Annotated in this window: 17 protein-coding genes; 5 read left to right on the top strand and 12 right to left on the bottom strand. The window is 46.6% G+C overall.

Annotated elements, in window-relative coordinates; translation table 11 throughout:
* The 3 genes from KKE17_03095 to KKE17_03085 form a co-directional block, all read right to left on the bottom strand.
* Positions 1–296, bottom strand: a 296-nt coding sequence (locus tag KKE17_03095) for a hypothetical protein (protein ID MBU1708969.1), incomplete at its 3' end; no start/stop codon positions are given.
* A gap of 94 nt (positions 297–390) precedes the next feature.
* On the bottom strand, positions 391–1659 hold the full coding sequence (locus KKE17_03090) for an outer membrane beta-barrel protein (protein ID MBU1708968.1): 1269 nt from the start codon (positions 1657–1659) through the stop codon (positions 391–393).
* 42 nt (positions 1660–1701) lie between these two features.
* The gene (locus KKE17_03085) at positions 1702–2331 is read right to left on the bottom strand and encodes a polysaccharide export protein (protein ID MBU1708967.1); all 630 of its coding nucleotides are present in this window, start codon (positions 2329–2331) and stop codon (positions 1702–1704) included.
* A 242-nt stretch (positions 2332–2573) separates the two neighbouring features.
* On the opposite strand from KKE17_03085, the gene KKE17_03080 reads away from it, so the two are divergent.
* A complete protein-coding gene (locus KKE17_03080) occupies positions 2574–3242 on the top strand; it encodes a serine/threonine protein phosphatase (GenBank protein MBU1708966.1) in 669 nt (222 codons plus the stop codon).
* 9 nt (positions 3243–3251) lie between these two features.
* Here the strand turns inward: KKE17_03080 and KKE17_03075 are convergent, their stop codons facing one another.
* From KKE17_03075 to queC, 5 genes are all read right to left on the bottom strand, one after another.
* A complete protein-coding gene (locus tag KKE17_03075) occupies positions 3252–4400 on the bottom strand; it encodes an aminotransferase class V-fold PLP-dependent enzyme (GenBank protein MBU1708965.1) in 1149 nt (382 codons plus the stop codon).
* A 152-nt stretch (positions 4401–4552) separates the two neighbouring features.
* Positions 4553–5647 carry a quinolinate synthase NadA gene (gene nadA, locus KKE17_03070; protein MBU1708964.1) on the bottom strand — a complete coding sequence of 365 codons (1095 nt, stop codon included), beginning with the start codon at positions 5645–5647 and terminating at the stop codon, positions 4553–4555.
* Between the two features lie 76 nt (positions 5648–5723).
* A complete protein-coding gene (locus tag KKE17_03065) occupies positions 5724–6257 on the bottom strand; it encodes a cold shock domain-containing protein (GenBank protein ID MBU1708963.1) in 534 nt (177 codons plus the stop codon).
* A gap of 393 nt (positions 6258–6650) precedes the next feature.
* Positions 6651–7628 (bottom strand): beta-N-acetylhexosaminidase, encoded by a 978-nt coding sequence (gene nagZ, locus KKE17_03060; protein ID MBU1708962.1) that lies wholly within the window; start codon positions 7626–7628, stop codon positions 6651–6653.
* 44 nt (positions 7629–7672) lie between these two features.
* Positions 7673–8410, bottom strand: a complete 738-nt coding sequence (gene queC / locus KKE17_03055; protein ID MBU1708961.1) for a 7-cyano-7-deazaguanine synthase QueC — start codon at positions 8408–8410, stop codon at positions 7673–7675.
* A gap of 336 nt (positions 8411–8746) precedes the next feature.
* On the opposite strand from queC, the gene KKE17_03050 reads away from it, so the two are divergent.
* The 3 genes from KKE17_03050 (at position 8747) to KKE17_03040 (ending at position 10702) form a co-directional block, all read left to right on the top strand.
* On the top strand, positions 8747–9226 hold the full coding sequence (locus tag KKE17_03050; GenBank protein ID MBU1708960.1) for a MarR family winged helix-turn-helix transcriptional regulator: 480 nt from the start codon (positions 8747–8749) through the stop codon (positions 9224–9226).
* Positions 9227–9346: 120 nt separating this feature from the next.
* Positions 9347–9934: a hypothetical protein gene (locus KKE17_03045; protein ID MBU1708959.1), complete on the top strand. Its 588-nt coding sequence runs from the start codon at positions 9347–9349 to the stop codon at positions 9932–9934.
* Between the two features lie 3 nt (positions 9935–9937).
* The gene (locus KKE17_03040) at positions 9938–10702 is read left to right on the top strand and encodes a hypothetical protein (protein MBU1708958.1); all 765 of its coding nucleotides are present in this window, start codon (positions 9938–9940) and stop codon (positions 10700–10702) included.
* A gap of 201 nt (positions 10703–10903) precedes the next feature.
* Here the strand turns inward: KKE17_03040 and KKE17_03035 are convergent, their stop codons facing one another.
* Positions 10904–11326 carry an arsenate reductase ArsC gene (locus tag KKE17_03035; protein ID MBU1708957.1) on the bottom strand — a complete coding sequence of 141 codons (423 nt, stop codon included), beginning with the start codon at positions 11324–11326 and terminating at the stop codon, positions 10904–10906.
* A gap of 263 nt (positions 11327–11589) precedes the next feature.
* Here KKE17_03035 and wecB point away from each other — a divergent pair, with 263 nt between their 5' ends.
* Positions 11590–12744: a UDP-N-acetylglucosamine 2-epimerase (non-hydrolyzing) gene (wecB, locus tag KKE17_03030; protein ID MBU1708956.1), complete on the top strand. Its 1155-nt coding sequence runs from the start codon at positions 11590–11592 to the stop codon at positions 12742–12744.
* On the opposite strand, the gene KKE17_03025 is transcribed toward wecB, so the two are convergent.
* Genes KKE17_03025 through KKE17_03015 form a run of 3 tightly spaced genes read right to left on the bottom strand, consistent with a single transcriptional unit; the run spans position 12741 to position 20405 of the window.
* On the bottom strand, positions 12741–13802 hold the full coding sequence (locus tag KKE17_03025; GenBank protein MBU1708955.1) for a DUF4434 domain-containing protein: 1062 nt from the start codon (positions 13800–13802) through the stop codon (positions 12741–12743). The two genes, wecB and KKE17_03025, sit on opposite strands and share 4 nt — an antisense overlap.
* A gap of 10 nt (positions 13803–13812) precedes the next feature.
* Complete coding sequence (locus KKE17_03020) at positions 13813–18336, bottom strand: tetratricopeptide repeat protein (protein MBU1708954.1); 4524 nt, start codon at positions 18334–18336, stop codon at positions 13813–13815.
* Positions 18337–18341: 5 nt separating this feature from the next.
* Positions 18342–20405 carry a glycosyl transferase family protein gene (locus tag KKE17_03015; protein ID MBU1708953.1) on the bottom strand — a complete coding sequence of 688 codons (2064 nt, stop codon included), beginning with the start codon at positions 20403–20405 and terminating at the stop codon, positions 18342–18344.
* Positions 20406–20428: the final 23 nt, after the last annotated feature.

Here is a 20428-nt window from a genome sequence, read left to right as displayed (position 1 = left end):
GGGTAGAGATCATAGCGTTTTACCACTTCCTCGAGACTTGTCCTGCTGGTAACCTGAAGACTCACGTTATGGACCATTTCTTCCGTTCTTTTTTTCAGATCAGGAGAGAATTTTGATGGATTTATCTGCTGCTGCTGATACATGATCAGAGAAGTCGACTGATAGACTTTCGGGGTTTTCAGATATATGCCCAGACCGACAACTATCCCGGCCAGCAGGAAGAAAACAATTGTTTTTTTCCTGCGAAGGACGATATCCGTGTATTTCTTAAGTAATTGGCGCTGTTCTTTTTCCATGGGGAGCTTTTCCAGCCTCTTGTCTTCTTTTTTCTTTGCGGCGTAACAAAAAAACCGCTAACAAATCATTCCATGCGTTAGATATTCCGGCTCATTACCAATGCCAGATATCGTATTTGCCGGTAATTCCCAAAACAACAGCATGATCCTCATAACTGTCGTCAACAACTTCTGCGTCAAGTTGCCGGTAATTATAGCCGAGCCGAACAGAATACCATTTCTGAAAGGAATAATTAAATGATAATCCGGCCCCGAAACTGTCTTCATTTCGATCCGAATCCTGATCTAATAATCTATCATTTCTAAAAAAACTATTCATGCCAACGGACAGGTTCCGAATTAATGAATAGGTAAACGCAAGATTCATTTCCCAAAATTTTGAAAGGCCGTCCGCTTCTCCATTAAATTGCAGCTCATCCATGCCGCCTCGACCCCGGAGTGAAAGCGACCCGTTTGGAAATGTTTTCGCACAATCAAGCGCATAACTGTAACCTTGTGCGTCAGAGGTTAAATCTTTCGTAAGAAAATATCTGCCACCTGAAACATTGACGTTTGTGCCCTTGCCGAGTTCATATTCCAATCCAACCGTAATATTCTGGGTCGAATAATCGTCAAGCTCCTCTTCATAGTCGGCTTTCGCATAACTGTATTGCATATAATAGAGGGCGGTGTCAGAGGTGCGATAATCAACCGTCACATTGGATTGATGGGATGACAGGTCAACTGATTGTTCAAAATCACCCCGGATAAATGAATAACCCAGCCTGGCCCCCCAGTTGCGAGTCAATTGCTGTCTTATGCTAGCCGATGGGGTATGCTTCTCGTAATCATTATCATCCTCTTCTTCTTCGTCAAAAATCTGGTTTGCATACCCCAAACCCAGAAAACTTCCATTTCCATAACTGTAATTAGCGGAAACATCAGCAGAATTTATCCAGAATCGACTACGCCCCCTTCTGTCGGATAGCAGGGCGGCACTCTCATTATCAAGCTGATTCGAACGGGTAAACGTCTCGTTGACTGAACCGGACAATCCTGACGTAAATTGCCTCTGGGCAGTAAACAAAAGGCGGTGATCAATCTCGTATTCGTCGGTTCGCTGGTTTATGGAATACTCAGGCGTATAATGAAGAATATAGCTGTCCTTTATACCGACAACAGAAATATCCACCCCCGGCGATAAAACCGTTGTCCAGACTGATTCAGGATCTTCTTTGGTCCGGAAATAGTTGGAATCGTAATCCTGTCTCACCGAAACACTGCCGCCCAGAGTTATCTCTCGGCTATTGGCCATGCATGGCAACAACAGAATCGTTTCAATTACCAGAATTATTATCGGGAGCCGTCGGATTAAAAGTATCAACAGAATTTCTCATTACACTGACAACATGTAAGCGCCCTTCGATCAAGGCACTAAAATCGTATCTCCGGGTTTAATCAAAATATTCTGGCCGGGATTTTTTCCTTTGATAAAAGCATCATAATCAAACCTCAGAAACGTTTCCTTGCCGTTTTCCCTTCGCACCACAACCACATCATCCCTTTCGGCCCATTCAAGAAATCCGCCGCTTCGGGCGATGGCCTGCAGGATAGTTAAAGGAAAATCGATTGTGAACTCACCAGGCTGGTTGATTTTGCCGACCACGTAGTATCGCTGACCTCTACTTTCTATGAGGATCACCGTAACTGCCGGCTCAGATACAACCTTGGACAACTTCTCCTTCAAAACCTCGGTCAATCCTTCAAGAGACCGACCGGCAGCATCGACATCTCCGACCAGCGGCAATGAAATCCTGCCGTCGATCCTCACAGTAACCATCCGGGAAAGAGATTCTTCCTTCCATACCTGAACCTCCAGACGGTCTGCAAGCCCAATGATATAACTGCTCTTGTCCGAAATTTTCACTGCCGACTGAGAAGGTTCAATCTTCGCAGGGGCTTCTTCGGCGGCCAAAAATTCAGCACATAAAAGGCCGCAAAAGCAGCAAATACTGATCAATAGAATCGTCTTTCTTACCCTTTTGCTTGAAATCACAGTAACCTTCCGCTTTATTAAAAAATTGATTTGCAGTTACACTTCACAAAGGAAGCAGTATACGCTCAAGGAAATCTTAGAACAACAAAAAATGAAACAATTGGCTCCATGTTACCGAAACATCCACCTACGAAATGATAATCATTATACCTTATTGTTTTTATAAGTAAAATGATCTATAAAAATATTTTAGAGAATCCTGTTTTTTGGCCTTTACTTTCCGGACGACGCAACTCAGTCTTATGAATCGAACATATGTAATCGGTGACATACACGGCTGCCACAGATCCCTGCTACAGCTCCTTGATAATATCAAACCGGACATCCACAACGACACCATCATCTTCCTTGGCGACTATATTGACAGAGGACCAGACTCAAAAGAAGTAATCAATGAAATCCTCTTGCTTCAGGCCCGGCATGACAATGTCGTGACCCTTATGGGCAACCACGAGCTTTCCTTTCTTAAATTTCTAGATGGTGAAAAAAAGAGTTTTTTCCTTGAATTCGGCGGAGTCCCGACATTACAAAGTTATGGGGCGGCCCCCCCGTACAAAGCACCACAGCAACACATCCCCCCCGAACACCTTTCGTTTCTGAAAGAACTACACTTTTACTGGGAGGATGACTCCTATATATATGTCCATGCAGGCCTCAAGCCTGGCGTCCACCTCACCCAGCAATCATCCGACTGGATGCTCTGGTCAAGAAGTTCGTTTATTCAGTCTGATTACGATTTCGGGAAAAAAGTGATTTTCGGACATACACCATTCAAGGAGCCATTCATCCAACAAAACAAAATCGGCATTGATACCGGTTCGGTCTACGGCGGCAGGCTCACCTGTCTTATCCTGCCTGATCTTGAGTTTGTCTCGGTTGACGGAGAGTGCCACGCGTCAGGGCCTTTCTGAACTGCTGATTTAGAGAGCAAACCCTTTTCGGAGCTTTGCAACAATGGCCGGAAGGATTTCCAGCAGGGCATCAACGTCTGCCCGGCTATTCATTCTGCTCAAACTTATCCTGAGCGTTCCGTGCAGATAAGTTTCCGGGATCTCCATGGCAGCCAACACATGGGAAGGATCAAGGTCGCCGCTCTGGCAGGCAGAATGCGCCGAAACCGCGATACCTTTTTCGTCGAGCTCCTGGATCAGGGCCGCAGAAGAACAATATTGAAAGCTGATATTGCTGGTATTTATAAGACGCGGCATACCCGCGCCATTAATCATCACATCTTCAATTCTTGTTTTGATTTCATTTTCGAGCAGGTCCCGAAGCACGGAAACCTCTTTTTCAAAGATACCCAGGTGCTCTCCTGCAAGCTCACATGCCATGCCAAGGCCGACAATGCCCGGGACATTTTCCGTGCCAGCCCGGTTGCCCTTCTCCTGCCCGGCTCCATGGATTATTGGTGAAAGCGGCGCGGTTCTTTTCGCATACAGCACCCCGACACCTTTGGGTCCATGCAGTTTATGTCCGGAAACGGCCAGATAATCAATGGGCAGAGCTGTTAGATCCAGCGCCGCCTTACCGATCAATTGAACCGCATCACAGTGATAATAAACGTTTTTCTCCATGCAGATGGCACTGATTTTCTCCAGCGGCCAGATCACTCCGGTTTCATTGTTGGCTGCCATCAGGGATACAAGGACCGTGTCGCTTTTTATTGCAAGGGCCAGATTTTCAAGGCTGAGTCCGCCCTTTTCATCAACCGGCAGCAACTCTACCGTATAGCCATGTTGTTTTTCCAGATAGCGCAGGGGTTCCAGAACCGATGCATGTTCAACTGCCGAGGCAATGATATGTTTTTTTCCAGGAGCGGCATGAACCGCACTGAAAATAGCCAGATTATTTGCTTCCGAGCCGCCGCTTGTAAAAATCAATCTATCGGGATGACAGTTCATCAAAGCGCCGATCTGGCCCCGTGCCCTTTCAACTCCAAGTCTTGCAGTCTCACCAAACCGATGCCCGCTTGATGGATTGCCGAACCGCACATCGAAATACGGCAGCATTGCCTCAATGACCTGGGAATCCACCGGCGTTGTTGCGTTATTGTCTAAATAGATTTTCATTTTTTTTACCAAGGGCAAAGGCGGGATTTTAAACACTGAGATCTCCGCGTTCACAGAAAAAAGCGCTTTCTTTTAACCGAAAAACCCCTGCCGCCTCCAAGGGGTTATTGAGCAGAATCCCCTCGGTGGTTAGAGAAATTTTGAGGAATTTGTCATATTTCAAGCATTCTATCCAGCGACAGCCGGGCACGTTCGGCAATTTCTTCTTCAACAGTGATTTGATTCACCACAGAACCACACGCGAGATTGTCAAGCACCCAGAGCAGATACCCCGGTTTTATCCGATACATTGTCGAACACAGACATTGAAACGGCGACAACGAGTGTATCTCCTTATCCGGAAATTGCTTACTCAGCCGGTTAACAAGATTGACCTCCGTACCAACCGCCCATTTTGATCCTGCGGGTGATTCCCTTATCGTATTAATGATTGATTCTGTTGATCCATAATGGTCGGCGCGACTCACCACTTCATTGCGGCATTCAGGATGAACAATGATCCGGATATCAGGCTCTTTTTTGCGCCACATTTCAACCTGTGCGGCATGAAACTGCATATGGACCGTGCAATACCCGTCCCAGAGAATGACCCTGGCCTTTTGCAGCTGCGCCGGGGTATAGCCCCCCAATCGCTTGCCCCGTTTCCACAGAACCACCTCATTTTCAGGAATACCCAGCGCATATGCCGAGTTCCGCCCAAGATGCTCGTCCGGAAAGAAAAAAACCTTGTCTCCCTTTGACAGCGCCCAGGTCAAAACCCGCTCAGCATTCGAAGAAGTACAGACCGACCCCTGTCGCTCACCGACAAAGGCCTTGATCCTTGCTGAGGAATTAACATAAGTAACAGGAATTATCCTTGCTCCACCAACAACATCTTCAAGTTCCTGCCAGGCCCATTCCACCTCATCGATTGATGCCATGTCGGCCATGGGGCAGCCGGCACGAAGGTCGGGCAGTATGACCTTTTGCTCAACGGACGTAAGAATATCCGCTGATTCCGCCATAAAATGCACCCCGCAAAAAACGATAAAGCGACTGTCTTCAGCTTGTGCAGCGAACTTGGCAAGTTTGAGCGAGTCACCGGTTTTATCGGCAAATTGAAAAACCGCTTCCTGCTGATAATGGTGCCCCAATATTAGAAGCGTGCTACCGAACTCCTTTTTTCTGGCCCTTATCCTCTCAAGGATTGCCTCTTCCTGCCCTTCCAGGAATTCCGGTCCTATGTCAACCTGCTCAAGCAACTCCATTCTTTAACCCCAAAAAAACTTGGGAACAGCCACCGAAATGACTGCTCCCTTTATCGCCGTCGAATATTGTAATGTGTTATTTTACTGCTTTCACCCAGGCAGCGCATGGGCCTTTATCACCCTCGCCTTCACCGAATTTCACGACATCGCCCACCGACAATTGATCCATGGCCGAATCCTTCAAAGAATTTTCATGAAAATAGACTTCCTGCCCTTCCGGGGTAGCGATAAATCCATAGGCTTCATAGGCAAAAAGACTCTTGATTACCCCTTCACCACTCAATGAACGTCCAACCTCCGGAGCCTTGCTTGTCTGCCGCCGTTTTCTTTGAAATTCCTTCAACTGCAGACCCAATGTATCAAAGGCTTCAACCAGAAGTGGTCGAACCGCCTCCCCTTTTCGTTTCACGACAACGGTATCACTGGGGACTGAAGCAACAATTCGCAGCTCGAAACCGCCGGTCTTGTGATGGGTTGTTTCCTCAATGGTAATACGTAGGTTGTGAACCAATCCGGGATGATGCCGATTCAATCTCTCTTTCTCGTCTTCGATTTTTTCCTGCCACGATTTTCGTATTTCCAAATTCCGAGCTTCAACCTGAACTTCCATTGATTTCCTCCTTAATATGAATTCGGCGCCCTGAAAAATGCTTCAACACCCAGATAAGCAACCCCGGGCTCTGAAGCGCTGGGAATTTAGTAAAAAATCCTGTTTCAAGGGCCTGAGTAAAAAACTTTCCCAAAAAATTTATGCTAATAATTGAAAACTGATAAAATCCTTACAAGTAGTTGTCACGCCATGTCCATCCAGTAAAGGCATATATTACAAGGCAATAACCGGATGAATTCGAAGCTGTTACGCATTCTATAAAATTAAAGAGCTGCGTCTGTACCTTCAGGTTACCATAAAAAATCGAGTAATATACAACTCCTTTTTCATTATGCAACTTATTATTTTTTAACGACCCATCAATGAAAATATTGTTTTTATCTCGTATTTTCACTAAGTTGCGCAATCTTTCGCAAACCTGTCACTGAGGCCTTGAATTCTCTTGAGCGATGCCTGAAGCCTTGCATCAGTAATCTCCCCTTTAGAAATTTTTGCATGCATTGCATCATAGGCCCGCTCAACCTTATTATGATCATGGCAGATCAGCAGAAGATCTGCGCCGGCCTTAAACGCCTTGACACTGGCATCACTGACCAAACCGTTGGTTTCAATCGCACCCATTTCAAGGTCATCGGTGATGATGACCCCGTCAAACTTCATTGTATTCCTGAGAAGCCCGGTTAAAATCTTTTCTGACATTGTTGCCGGATATTGGTGATCCAAACCGGTATAAATCGTATGAGAGGTCATGATCGCTGCAACCCCTGCAGAAACAGCCTCGACAAAAGGAATAAAATCCTCTTTTTCGAGGATCTCCAATGATGATTCCACCACAGGCAATCGTTCGTGGGGATCAAGCACCGCTCTCCCAAGCCCGGGGAAATGTTTGCCGCAGGCAGCAATCCCTTGTTCCTGCATTACCCGGATTACCGAACATCCCAGCTCCACAACTTCTTGATATGTGCTGCCGTACACCCGGTCTTCCATAAAAAAACCCCGGTCTTTGGGACACACATCAAGTACCGGCGCCAGGTTCATGGTAATACCGACATTTTTGAGTTCCTGCGCGCAAATCCGGGCGTAATCCGATACTGCATTTTCGGGGTTGTGAGACTCAGACAGTTTTCGTGCACCGGCAAACTGAGAAAAAGGAGGAGGCAATCTGGCAACAGATCCGCCCTCCTGATCAATTGAAATAATAGGCGACTGCAGATCATTTTCCCTGCAGGCCCAGACAATATCTCTGCAAAGGCCTGTTAACTGCGCCGGGGTTTGAACATTCCTTTTAAAGATTATAAAATTATTTATCCCTTTTTCACAAATCAGCCGCAGCGTTGAAGGGTCCAGGTCCTTTCCCGGCAAACCGGCCATGAATATCTGGCCGAGAGGAGAAACACTAACGCGTTTTTCAATCATTATTCTGTAGTTCCCTCAGGTCCGCAGTCTTGGCCCGAATATTCTAATGGATCTCTGAGCCCTGCCTGTTCAAATCCTTTCAGGCGCAGCAGGCAGGCGTCACATGCCCCGCAAGCCAAACCGGACTTGTCCGGATCATAACAGCTATGGGTCTTAAAATAATCAACCCCCAATGAAATCCCTTTAAGAATAATTTCCTTTTTGGTCAGCTTCATCAGCGGTGCGTGGACAGTAAAAGGTTGCCCCTTTTCGGTTCCAGCCCGGGTGCCGAGATTGACCATGGCGGTGAAGGCATCAAGAAATTCAGGCCGGCAGTCAGGATAGCCGCTGTAGTCCTGTACATTTACGCCTATAAATATATGGTTAGCGCCCACCACCTCTGCCCAGGCGACGGCATGCGAAAGAAATATTATATTTCTCCCCGGCACATACGTCACCGGAATTGCCTTTTGCATTTCTTCGGTTGCCCTTCCCTTGGGGACCTCGATATCACCTGTGAGGGCCGAGCCGCCGATCTTATCAAGATCAAGTTGCAGGATTAAGTGTTTTTTGCAGCGATAAGTATGTGCAACCTCCCTGGCTCGCTCAAGCTCAACAGCCTGGCGCTGCCCATAGGAAAAACTTAAGCAATAACAACAATAGCCAAGGGAGTCGGCAATGGCAAGGACGGTGGTTGAGTCTAGTCCGCCGCTTAAAAGCACCACAGCCTTAGGAGGAGTATCATAATTATCAGGCATGGTTTATTGGTTCGACTCGTAAGGATAGTGTGTAAAAAATTTGAGAAGTTTATTGCAGGTCTTAAGGCGCATACTCTTGACTAAGACCGCCCACAAAAACAATAATAATTGCTTCTGGTAATAAAGCAAGTAAACGCATCACTGCGATGAAAATCCGTATGCATTTCTTGAAACTTCCACATCAGGCCCTCTCGGTTGAAGACCCTTCAACTCCGGGTCTCGAAGAATATGCCAAGGTCAATCATCCATACTTCATTCTCACTCATTTCAACAAAAGACAAGACCCAATTTGAATCTTGACAGCAGCCTCAAACACCCATTACAATAGTTACCACTATGAACGATAAACAAGATCAGGATCTTCGTCTGACCGGTTACCAGACCAACAAACTCCAAGAACTCCTTGCGGAAATGCATGACTGCTGCAAGGAGAGAATTTTTTATCAGGCCCATTCATTTGATCTGCTGGTTTCAGAACTTAAAACCATTCTCCTTTTTGAGGACCGGAAATACCTTACCTGTATCGAAATAGCCAACCGCCTCGAAGTTGCTAAAAGCCGGGCCACGGTTATCATTGACGGCCTTGTGAATAAAGTACTCGTCGCCCGTGCAGCCGACCCCAATGACGCCCGGGTAAAACTTATCAGCTTGACCGCCACGGGCCTTAAAAAAATGCTGGAAATTGACGAGTTCATCTTTGAGATTCACTTCAAGCTGCTAAACAAGATTGATCCGAGCCAGCGCGCCGGAGTAATATCAGCCATTGAGACATTGCGGACCGCCATGGAGTCCATGCGGGAAACGTATCGTCAATAATTTTTTTATCATTACGGTTTACACCGTTAACCAAAAGGAGGAATCAAGCAGAAATAACGTATATTTATTCAGCTGTTACACAATCAACGGCACTAACAAAATTGCCAGGAGGTTAGGCTCATGTTTTCAAAAAAATCAGTCCATGTCATCATAGTCATGGGCATCACCCTCGGGTTTCTGTTGAACACAACCCACGCCTTTGCTTCAAAACCCAACATTATGCCGGGCTGCAAAACGTGCCACATTGCCGAGCAAAACGTCATACGCGGCAAAAAAGTCTCGCATTCTGAAAAATTCCAGACCGTTCAGGTCGACGTCGGCCCCCTCGTCTGGATAGTAAAATATGACAAAAACACCGAAATTATCGGTGCCGACTCTCTTGATGCCCTCACTAAAGACACGGAAATCGCCGTTACTTTTCAAGGCACTGAAAAAGAACCTATCGCAGCAAAGATCTCCGCCAAACAACCTTTCAAACTTCCAGAAGAACAAATTGTTTCCGTCGACGAGATGCTGGAAATCACCGCTCCAGAAAAAGCCGGTGGAAATATTATCATTATTGACTCCCGCCCTCCTGATGCTTTTGCTTCCGGCCATATCCCCGGAGCCGTGTCAATTCCATTCCCCAAACTCAAAGAACTTGGGGCAGAGGTTCTCCCGCCGAAAAAGGACATGCAAATCATTTTTTACTGCGGGGGCTTTACCTGAGCTTTGAGTCCTTCTTCCGCAAGTCTTGCGGAAAAGCTCGGTTATACCAGCATCCGTGTTTTCCATGCCGGAATGCCTGAATGGAAAAAAGCCGGCGGCATTTTAGTTTCCGAACCGGAATTCATCAAGCGCATGATGAAAAATGATGCTTCATTCGTCCTGGTTGACATAAGGGCTCCGGCTGTGGCGCTACAAGGCCATATCCCTGATGCCGTTTCAATACCTGCAGGTGAACTTGCAACCGCCAAGGACAAGTTCCCATCAGATAAAACGGCACCTATCATCCTTTACTCTGCAGAAGCAAATGATCTTGAAGCGTTTAATCTTGTCCGCGGCTGGGGGTACAAAAACACCTCCACGCTGAATAATGGAGTGGCAGGCTGGGCAGCATCACAAGGGAAAATCATTCCCGGCAATATGCCCACGGCCATAACCTATATTAAAAAGACCCCAAAAGGAGAAATCAGTATCTGGGATTTTAAGGCCATTGCCAAAAGCATGCCTGCGGACAAGTTCATTCTCGATGTCCGCGATCGCGCCACAGCGAAACAGGGAAAGCTCGCCGGTGCGACGAATATCCCGCTTGCCGAATTGGAATCACGGCTTGGTGAAATCCCCAAAGACGAGGAAATCATTATCCATTGCAATACCGGGATCATGGCCGGAATGGCAGCTGAAGCGCTGAGAAAAAACGGCTATGAAAACAAGGTGCTAAATGCGGTCGTGCAGATTGATGCGCAAGGCAATTATGAAATAACTGAAAAATAACCGTTCATTACTAATGCAAAGCCAAACTGTCGCTTCTTCTGGTTCCAGCAAGTTGAAAGCGGGAGAAACCTTCTCCGCGCGCTTTTTACTCACGGAGCATAAATACGAGACCGACAAAAATGACAGCTTTCCGCTGCTGGAAAGCAAGGGCGCTGACGGATTCTTCTGCCGGCGCCTTTTTTCACATGTTCTCCACCAATACTATATAAGCTCGTGCAGGTCTTTTATGTAATCCCTTATCTCGTTACGGACGCGGCGGTAGTGAGTTATCGCTTCATCTTCGGATTGAGCAGTCTGGGCAAGTTTCGGCGGGTCGTCAAAACCATGATGCACAATTTTTGCCTTTCCGGAAAAGACCGGGCAGCTTTCATGGGCATTGGCGCAAACCGTGATCACCAGATCAAAATCCTTAACAGGCAACTCGTCGATCAGCTTGGATTGTTGTTCTGAGATATCCACGCCTGCCTCGGCCATCACTCGGACGGCTAAAGGATTCATTCCATGTTTTTGAATCCCTGCGGAATAAATATCAAAACTTCCGCCGTGCAGATGTCTGGCCCAGCCTTCAGCCATCTGACTACGGCAGGAATTCCCGGTGCAGAGAAAGAGGATACACTTTTTCATTTTTAAAGTTTGCTGATTATGAATAGATAAAGTATCAATATATTGATGGCTTCGTAAAAAGTCTAAACTTGAATTATCACCTAATTATTTCAGCAGGTTAGAAACGAAATCCGCTTCAGTGTCGGCCAACAAAACAACCGCGGATAAACACATGTGCCCGTTACAAGACCATCAATATATTAACAAAAAATATCTTTATCTCGACTAGTTTTTTAACCGATTTATTTTTTTAATCTCTTCGATTCCCATTCTGCCTTCATCTTATGACTCAACAAACCAGAATAGTGACCATCTTTGGAACCAGGCCCGAAGTTATCAAACTCTTTCCGGTCATCAAAGAATTGCAGGCCAGGGAAAATTGTGTCGGCCTCACCCTTGCCACCGGCCAGCAGCGAGACATGCAGGCCCAGATCGTCAACTCTCTGGGTATCAGCCTGGACATGGATCTTGATGTGATGCAGGAAAGCCAGACCTTGCCGGACCTGACCGGCCGCCTGATACGTGCACTTGCCCCAGCTCTCGAACAACTCAAGCCGGACATGGTTCTTGTCCAGGGCGACACCACCTCTGCATGCATGGGGGCCCTTGCCGCTTTTTATCTGAAAATCCCTGTAGGTCATGTCGAGGCAGGCCTCCGGACCCACGATAAATTCCTGCCGTTTCCTGAAGAAATCAACCGGCAGCTCGTCACCCCTCTGGCGGATCTGCATTTTGCCCCGGCAACAAAAGCCTACAACGATCTCCGCAAGGAAAATGTCCCGGAAAATCAAATTGTAATCACCGGAAACACGGTTGTTGACAGCCTGCAGATCATTTCAGATGGCATTGACAAGGGTCGATACAAAGCTTCACACGAGGTTGCAAAAATCCTGAAAACAGTTGACAACAGACGTCTCATCCTGGTCACAGGTCACCGCCGCGAAAGCTTTGGGCACGGTTTTTCAAACATCTGCAAAGCCCTGCGGGAAATCGCCAGAGAGATACCTGACGCCTGCCTTGTCTACCCTGTGCATCTGAATCCCAATGTATGGAAACCGGTGCACGAATTAATCGGTGACCTGGACAATATCCTTCTGGTTTCACCCTTGGATTACCTCTCCTTTGTCGCTCTTTTAAAAAATGCCTACTTAGTGCTCACCGATTCTGGCGGCATCCAGGAGGAGGCAACTGTTCTCGGCAAACCAACATTAATCATGCGGGATGTTACGGAAAGACCCGAAGCGGTGGAAAGCGGGGTTGCCAAACTGGTCGGCACGGACGCCCAAACAATTATCAATGAGGCCCTTGATATCCTGAAAAACCAGGAACGATACAACAAAATGGCAGTACCGAGTAAGGTGTTCGGAGATGGCAGGGCGGCAAAACTGATTGTTGACGGCTGCCTGGAATTTCTGAGAAACAAAGCCAGCCGACCTTAACGGACTTCTCTCCGTTTCAAATAATCAGTGGATAATTCCCTGGAACCGGGAACCTCTGCGGAAGGGATAAAGTACTTAAGAGAAAAGAAGACAAGTTTGTCCACTAAGGGATCTGCTGTGGACATTTGTTGCTGGACTCTTGCCATAGGGGCGCTGCCGGCAACAAACTCCTGCTTTTCATCGGTGATCACATCAAAGGCCTCTACCACACCCCATAACCGGTTTTTCCCTTCTGGTAATCGTTTCCGCAACTCCACCAGGTATCGCTCAAGAAAATGCAGTGACACCTCTCCACTTCCCACTCCATCCTGAACAAGAAGTACATCTATCCTGGTCCGGGATAAAATCATCTGCCACATTTCGGCAAAAGATCCCGGAGAAGAGCGGCCCCGGAAAAAAGTACTGATTAAAACATCCGCATCAGGTTGCAATCTTTTCAACCGCTCGGTCAAACGGGAAAGGAACAAGCTCAAACGTCGGGCCTTATCTTTATCCATCCAGGTGAGATCATCGACCTCCTGAGGAATGTAAAAACCTTTAAAACCTGGAGAATCCTTCACCAGTGGCAACAATGCCTTAGCCACCTCAAAATTTCGCTCTCCCAAGCTGAGCAGATAGCCTTCAAGGAGTTCCGGTTTTTGTTTGATTTGCTCCCAGAAAGACGCTTCATGATAGAGCCCAAGATAGAACTCCATGCCGAACTGCTCGGCAAAACGTTTAATCGTGCCGAGCATATTCCTGTGAGGGATGGCGACCTGTCCGGGACGATTGTCATCTGAATCCGGCGGCAAGGGGTAATAGAAAATATCTTTATCGCGGCACCATTGCACAATTAACACCTTGAAGCCAAGGTCCTGCATGCGTTGGAACTCAAGCTGCCATTGTTTCTCAGGCCAGGCAGCCATCTGATTATTGGGCTGGATAAAGATTCCGGGGGCAGGATTTTGTTGTCCACGAACGGATACTTCCATCCCGGAAGAAATACTCCCAAAAATGGAATGCGCCAGGATCAAACCAAGGAGAAACAGAAAGGAATTACGTTTAATACCTTGCATCATGCGTTACGTCTCAATGTGTAACACTGATTCCTAATACTGGGCCATGATAACCCTTGCCCTCTTCTCCAACCGGAAGATCATCGAAGGTCCCCCACTTATATTGAAGAAAAACAGAGGTGCGCCAGTCATGGGCCTTATATCTCGTTTCGTGATGCCAGCCAAGAAGCTCAACCCCAAGCCCTCCCTCCAGGTAGGTACCCAGGGCATCCTGGGTATCGTCCCAATGCATGTCGATGATCAAATGAGGAACCATGCCCCAGTTTTCATTGAGGCGAAAAAGGATCCCGTCTTTGAATTCACTATACACCGCAATCCGTTGGGTGCCGGAGTTGCTGTTTTCAAGAAATCCGGCTACGTCAAAATATACAGATCCGGAATGCCAGGACTGTGGACCGAACTGCGGGTTGCGCCCCCAGCTTTCAGAGAGCAGGCCACGGAGCAGCCAGTTATCTTCACTGTTGGAACCCAGTTTAATCAACCGTTCAAAGGAAGCAAAAAAATTAACGGGTTTAAAGGGTTTATATCTGGCACCCACTGCCAGTTGCGTGCTTTTCTCATCATAAGTCCATGACCGACCTTCAAAACTACCAAGCAACCGGCCGGTAAACTCAAATATTCGCTGGTCACGCATCCCTATGGTTTCGGGCCGCCAGCCAAACTCAAAGCCCAGCTGTGAGGCTATGGTGCCACGATAAAGGGTGGTCCCGCTGCCTGCAAGATCAAGCCTATTCAAATACGCCGAAAAAGAAAATTCTTTTTCAAGGCTCAAAACGGTTTCTTTCAACCCGTAAATATATGCCCTCTGGACGTTCAATTCTTCCGGCGCAATGTCTGCTGTGGCAAGACGGAGCTGCCTTATGTCCATTGCCTGTTTGAACTGGTTGGCGGCTTTTTGATTATTACATTCTCTCATATTCAAAAAAGCGGCATCTTCCAACACAACAAGGCCTTGCGGATAATGAGCCAGATAACGATCCAGGACTTTTTGCGCAGTTTCGATGTCGTTCAGCTTGATCAGTACGAAACTATAGTCGGGCAGGTATGTCAGATTCCCGGGGTCGAGTGCTATTGCTTTTTCAATATATTTCCGGCTTTCTTCATAGTTACCCATCTTGAACAGGTTGCTTGCGATTAAATAATTCACATCCGCGTCATCTTTAAAATCAATGAGGTACTCCTGATAAAAATTATTCGATGCTTCCAAATCATTCATTGCCCGGGCGGCATCGCCCATTATTTTCTGCCACTTTGCCGTTTCTTCCCCGGTTGCGGCTTTTTCAAGCCCGGCACGGCCTAGAACCATGGCTTCTTCCGGTCGATTCAGCCGGATCAGTGATTGGCCCTTGGCCATGATAATTTCCGGATTATCACCTTGCCATAAAAGCAGCGCCTTATCAGCAACAGCAAGGGATTTCTCAACCTGCCCCTCATCAAAATAAAGAAAGACCAGCTGCTCAAACATCCTTGCCTTGAGTTCAGTATCCATCTCTTTATGCATGTCAATGGACTGTTCAAGGTAATCAATCGCCAGGCCGGGTTTTTTCTGGTGGGCATAAATAAAGGAAAGATACAGCGCGGAGCGCGGCTCATGCTCCCAGGTCGCTTGAAAATCTGCCAGCGCTTTTTCAAAATCCCCTTTGTTGTACAGGAGCTCTCCTCGTTTAAATATATAAAGAGCAAGGGGTTCGGCGTTCACGGCCTGAATTATGGTTTCCAGGGCCTGATCAGCATCTCCGCCGATCTCATAAAGTTCAGCCATCTCATACAATCTTGCAGCCCGGGAACGGGGATCCGGATCCGCCTGCACCTTTTTCACATATTGTTCGCGAGCCGGGCTCTGAATCCCACTTATTACCGAAGCATAAAACAGGTCTGCAATATCTGCGTTTTCAGGAGCGGCCAGAAGAGATTTGCCGGCAAATTCTCTCTGGAGTTCTCTATTTCCCAGACTTCCATGATATTTAGAAAGTAAAAGATGTGTTTTTAACCGTTGCATATTATCGAGACTAGTCAAATTGGTCAGCGAATCAAGATAGAGTATCGCCTGATTAATATTACCTAGTTGCGCATGGACTTGGGCAGTCTCAAGAACAATGTCAGGCCTATAGCTCAACTCAAGGATTTTCCCGTACCAAAGAACAGCCTCTTGATTATTGCCGATTTCATTGTTGCATCGTGCAAGTTGGAGATACCCCTTGAATCCTTGTCGCTGTTTGATCAAGTCTTCAAGCAAGGGGATTGCAGCGGCACAATTTTCAGAATTAATATAGATTTCTGCGAGCTGCGCAATAACTTCCAAGTCATGCTGCGGAGTTATCTGCAGGTACTTCTGAAAAGAGTCTATTGCCAGGCTGGTATTATCAATTTTCAAACCAAGAAAGCCCATGTTCCGATAGATATCAGCCTTTACAGCTAATCGTTTTTCATTCAGTAACAGCTTTTCGTATCGCTTCAGAGCCTCTTGATAATAACCCAATTCCATCAGGGTTTCAGCTGTTTGGACTTGTAATTCACTGGTGTTTACCAGGGACTCATACCTCTGCAAATAAGACTGATATTCTTCAGCATTCCTTTCCTGCTTTGCCAGTTCCATTAACGTTTCAATGACCAATAAATTATCCGGGCCCTTGGACAAAATTGAGCTGAATAAATCTTTGGCCAAATCAGCGCGACCGCCTTCGAGATGGAGAAAAGCAAGATGATTGAGCGCCTTATCGCGCATTGCAATATCAACAGTCGGGTCATCTATTATCTTCTGAAAAAAGCCAGCTGCACTTTGATAATGAGCCGTTGATTCCCGGGTTTTCGGTAGAGCGATATTTTTGTCCTTATAAAGAGCGGCGTGCGTTGAGGCGAGCAGAAACAGAAGAGACGGGTCTGATGATTGCCTATAAGAAGATGTTGCCAGGGCAAGAGCTTCCGGATAATTGCCGAGTCTGTATTGCAATTGCGCAAGATTTCTTTCAGCAAGAGTTCTATTTTCGGAGGCTAGCTCCTTACTCTGCAATACTTTCTCAAGAAGGGTTGCCGCTTCCTGCGTCCGGCCATGACCGCTCAGCAAAAAAGCCAGTTCCATTGTTGCCCGGGCTCTGTCCGGCGCCTTAAAAGCGTCACTTTCGGCAAGTTTTCGAAGAATCCCTTCAGCTTGGGCAAATTCACCCTTTGCATTATAGAGTTCTGCAATCCTGAAGGCCGCATAGATTCCGGCCGTTGTCTTTTGCAGCTTATTAATGATCTTTACTGCCTCATCCAACCTCCCCTGGCCAATCATTATCTCAGCAATGAGAACCTGTGCGTTTTCAATTGTTTGACTTTCTACTTCCTGATCTTCAAGAATAATCTTGAGCTGATTCTCAGCACGGACCCATTCCTCTTGCATTACAAAGAGCCGGGCAAGGTCAAGGCGGACCATTATTTCTTGTTTATCAAGTCCCCCTGAAGAGAGTACCTCTTCAAAAAGAAACACGGCCTGTTTATTATTTCCCAGATTCTTTTCAGCATAGGCCGCTTTTATCTTGATCTGTGGGGACCTGTCAGCAGGGGCAATTGCATTATACTGTGTTATAACCGCCGCATCATTCCCACTTTCCAGGAATACATCCATAAGCTGAGACCGGGCTGTGAGCTGCGCCAAGCTGTCCGGTTCGGAAGACTCAATTATTTGTTCCAGGAGTTCCTTTGCCTCTCTCATGGATCTCTGACTGTATGCAATATAAGCGAGTTCCAATCGGCAATTATTTATTGCTTCACCTTTAAGATTCTGGCTTTTCAGGGCACGTTGAAAAAAATCCTTTGATTCCTCCTTCCGGAGAAGTGATTTGAGACAAAAACCGATCTTGTATAAGAGCAATCCATTATCCGGATATCTTTTCTGCAGATATTCCAGGGGCACCAGAGCCTCTTGAAACTGCTCTTTTTTCAAATATATTTCAGCAAGATTTGCCTGTGCGGTTAAATATTCCCGGGTGTCTGGATTAAGGTGCTCAGCTGCTTTTTCAAAAGAAGTCAGTGCCTTGTCAATCTCTTCCTGATCAAGATAGATAAAAGCCAACTGCATCCGAACTTCACCACTATCGCCATATTGAACAAGGTATTTCTCGAGAATCGAGATGGCGCGTTCGATATTACCCAACTTTATTTCAATTTCCGCAAGATAAAGCGGCGCAAGACGGTTTCCAGGATCCTTGGAAAGTATAGTGATAAAATCCTCTGCCGCAGCCTGAAATTTCCCGGATTGGATATTCCTGTAGCCGCGGTCGAAGTAGCGATAGGTTTTCACATAGGCCTTCTGATCTGCAAACCAATTGCGCAGGTCCTGGGGCGCCGGAAGCTCGATTCTTTCTGGTATGATGTCGTAAATATCCCCTTTCTTCTCAGCTGCGGCACGAGCAAGGGGAATATCCAGGCCAAGAACCGCCAGGGCGCCTTCCCCTGAAGACATGTTTTGTTCAATGGAACCGGACCCTCCGTACAAATGGAGCGCGCCCAGAACCAGGAAACATACTGCAAGTTTATTAACAGAGTTATTTTTCATGGCCTTTACGGATGAGGATTTCGACTTAACGCATTATCCAGGTCTTCAGCATTTATGGCTTTTATATCAATTAAAACCGCCCCGAGTCTTTCGTTGGTCCGTTTCTGACGCCTGATTGCTGTCTCAAGCTGTTCGGGGGTTATCATGCCTTCCTCAATCAGCCTGCTGCCCAAAGTATTCTTTGCTGTGGGTTCACCGGAGGCTAAACGCCCGTATCCGCGCTGGATAGCAAAATCAATATCCGGCTTGCAACTCAAAATCATGGCAATAGACGGTTCGTCGCTCAAGGCTTGTTTCAGCTTTACCGGATCATTATATAAACTGATATCGCAGGTAGCCATGACAAGAATCTCCGCTTCGCGCCTGACCGGATAGCATTGAAACTCTTCACAAATGTCTTTTCTTACACTCTGGAGGAGGGAAAGTTCCGTTTCATGGGGATTTAAAACTTCACTTGGTGCATTGTATTGTTTCCCGAGAGAATACATGAGGTCTTCTTCCTCCAGGTGTCCCATCTCTACAAGAATTTCTCCAAGAGGTTTACCCGTCTCCTTTTGGATGGCAAGTCCCTGGTTGAGCTGTTCCACCGAAACAAAACGTCTCTCCAGAAGCAGATCTCCCAGCTTCCGGCGATAATGTGTGAGTTGCTCGTCGGTTGGATACTCGTGGGAGGTTTTTGACCAGGCAATGGTTTCTTTGGTAAATAAGGATCTAATAAATTGATAGATTGCCAGATAGGTGGCGAAAAAATTCAGAATATTTGCCCAGAATACTCTTGGAATAGACATGAACCCGTGCGCCAGGCCGAAAATCCTGGTGACGAAATAAAACCTGCTGCCAAGACGCTGCAGCATTATAAACGTATCGATAATTATGACATATACAATCCAGGAATCGCCTCTGACCAACGGCGGCAGGATGGAATAGCCCATCCTTTTTTTCAATATGAGTTCCGCGATAAAATAAAAGAAGGCTACATAGCCAAGGAGATTAATCAAGCTCGTTACCAGAACCTTTCTGTCCTTGTACAGTACGAACTTAGTCGATACACTTCCCCTCCAGCCAAGAGATTGCCAACCTTGAATGGCAATCCCCAGTGTCCAGCGGCTTCGCTGCGAGACTGCCGCCCAAAAGCGGCTTGGAAAAAATTCTCTTGTGGCTATAATTTCTTCCTTTTTTTTCGATTTGCCGTCAGCGCCGGTAACAACCCGGAAGATGGGTTGTTTTACAAAAATTTTCTTTCCGGGAACATCCCGCAGCCCCATGCCGAACTCATAATCCTCGGTAAGGGAATCGGTGTTGAACAAGAGATTATTGTTCATCTCGGCCTTAGCTTCAAGGGCCTCCCTTGAGAATGCACAGCCAACTCCCGCTGCCGGGATGCAGCCGTCAAAGCGTTCGCGAACCAGAAGATCCTTGCTGTGATTTTCAGAGAATTCATCAATGTAAATACCGCAGGTTAAATCAGTGACCGGACATGGGAGAGGATATACGGGGACCTGCACCATGGAAAATCGTGGCATCAGATAATTATAGAGTTTCAGGGACAGGGGATGAATAATGTCCTCGCTGTCATGCATGACCATGATATTAAAGCGAAGCTTGTTTTCCTTTTCAAAGGCAATCAAGCCCTGATAGATCCAGTTCAGGTTGTCAGCCTTATTCGTCGGTCCATCTTCAGGGCAAACAACTCGTGTTATATTTCCATAAACCTGACGCACCTTTTCAACCTCAAGCCTGGTTCCGTCATCATTCGGGTAGGTGCCGACAAAAATATGGTATTTTTTGTAGTCAATGGACCCAACCGTGTTGAGCAGCATCTTGCCTATTACTGCTTCTTCTCGCCAGGCAGGGACAAACATGGCAATATACTGCTCTTCTTTTTGCAAAAGATCATTTTCTTCCAGGCGTTTGTGCCTTTTATACACAAAGAGCTTGCGGTAGGCCTGCCAGATGAAAAAATAGAAATCAAAGATAATATCATCGATTCCGCTAATAAGAAAAATCACTGCGGCCACAACCAGCGAAACCTTGGAAATTAAATAGATTATGAAAATGATGTTATCCAAGTCCAATTGAATTACCCGGAGAT

It is taken from the genome of Pseudomonadota bacterium (genome assembly GCA_018823135.1).
Classification (GTDB): Bacteria; Desulfobacterota; Desulfobulbia; order Desulfobulbales; family CALZHT01; genus JAHJJF01.
Note: the sequence above shows the minus strand (reverse complement) of the source record. Positions and strands in the feature narration are given on the sequence as shown.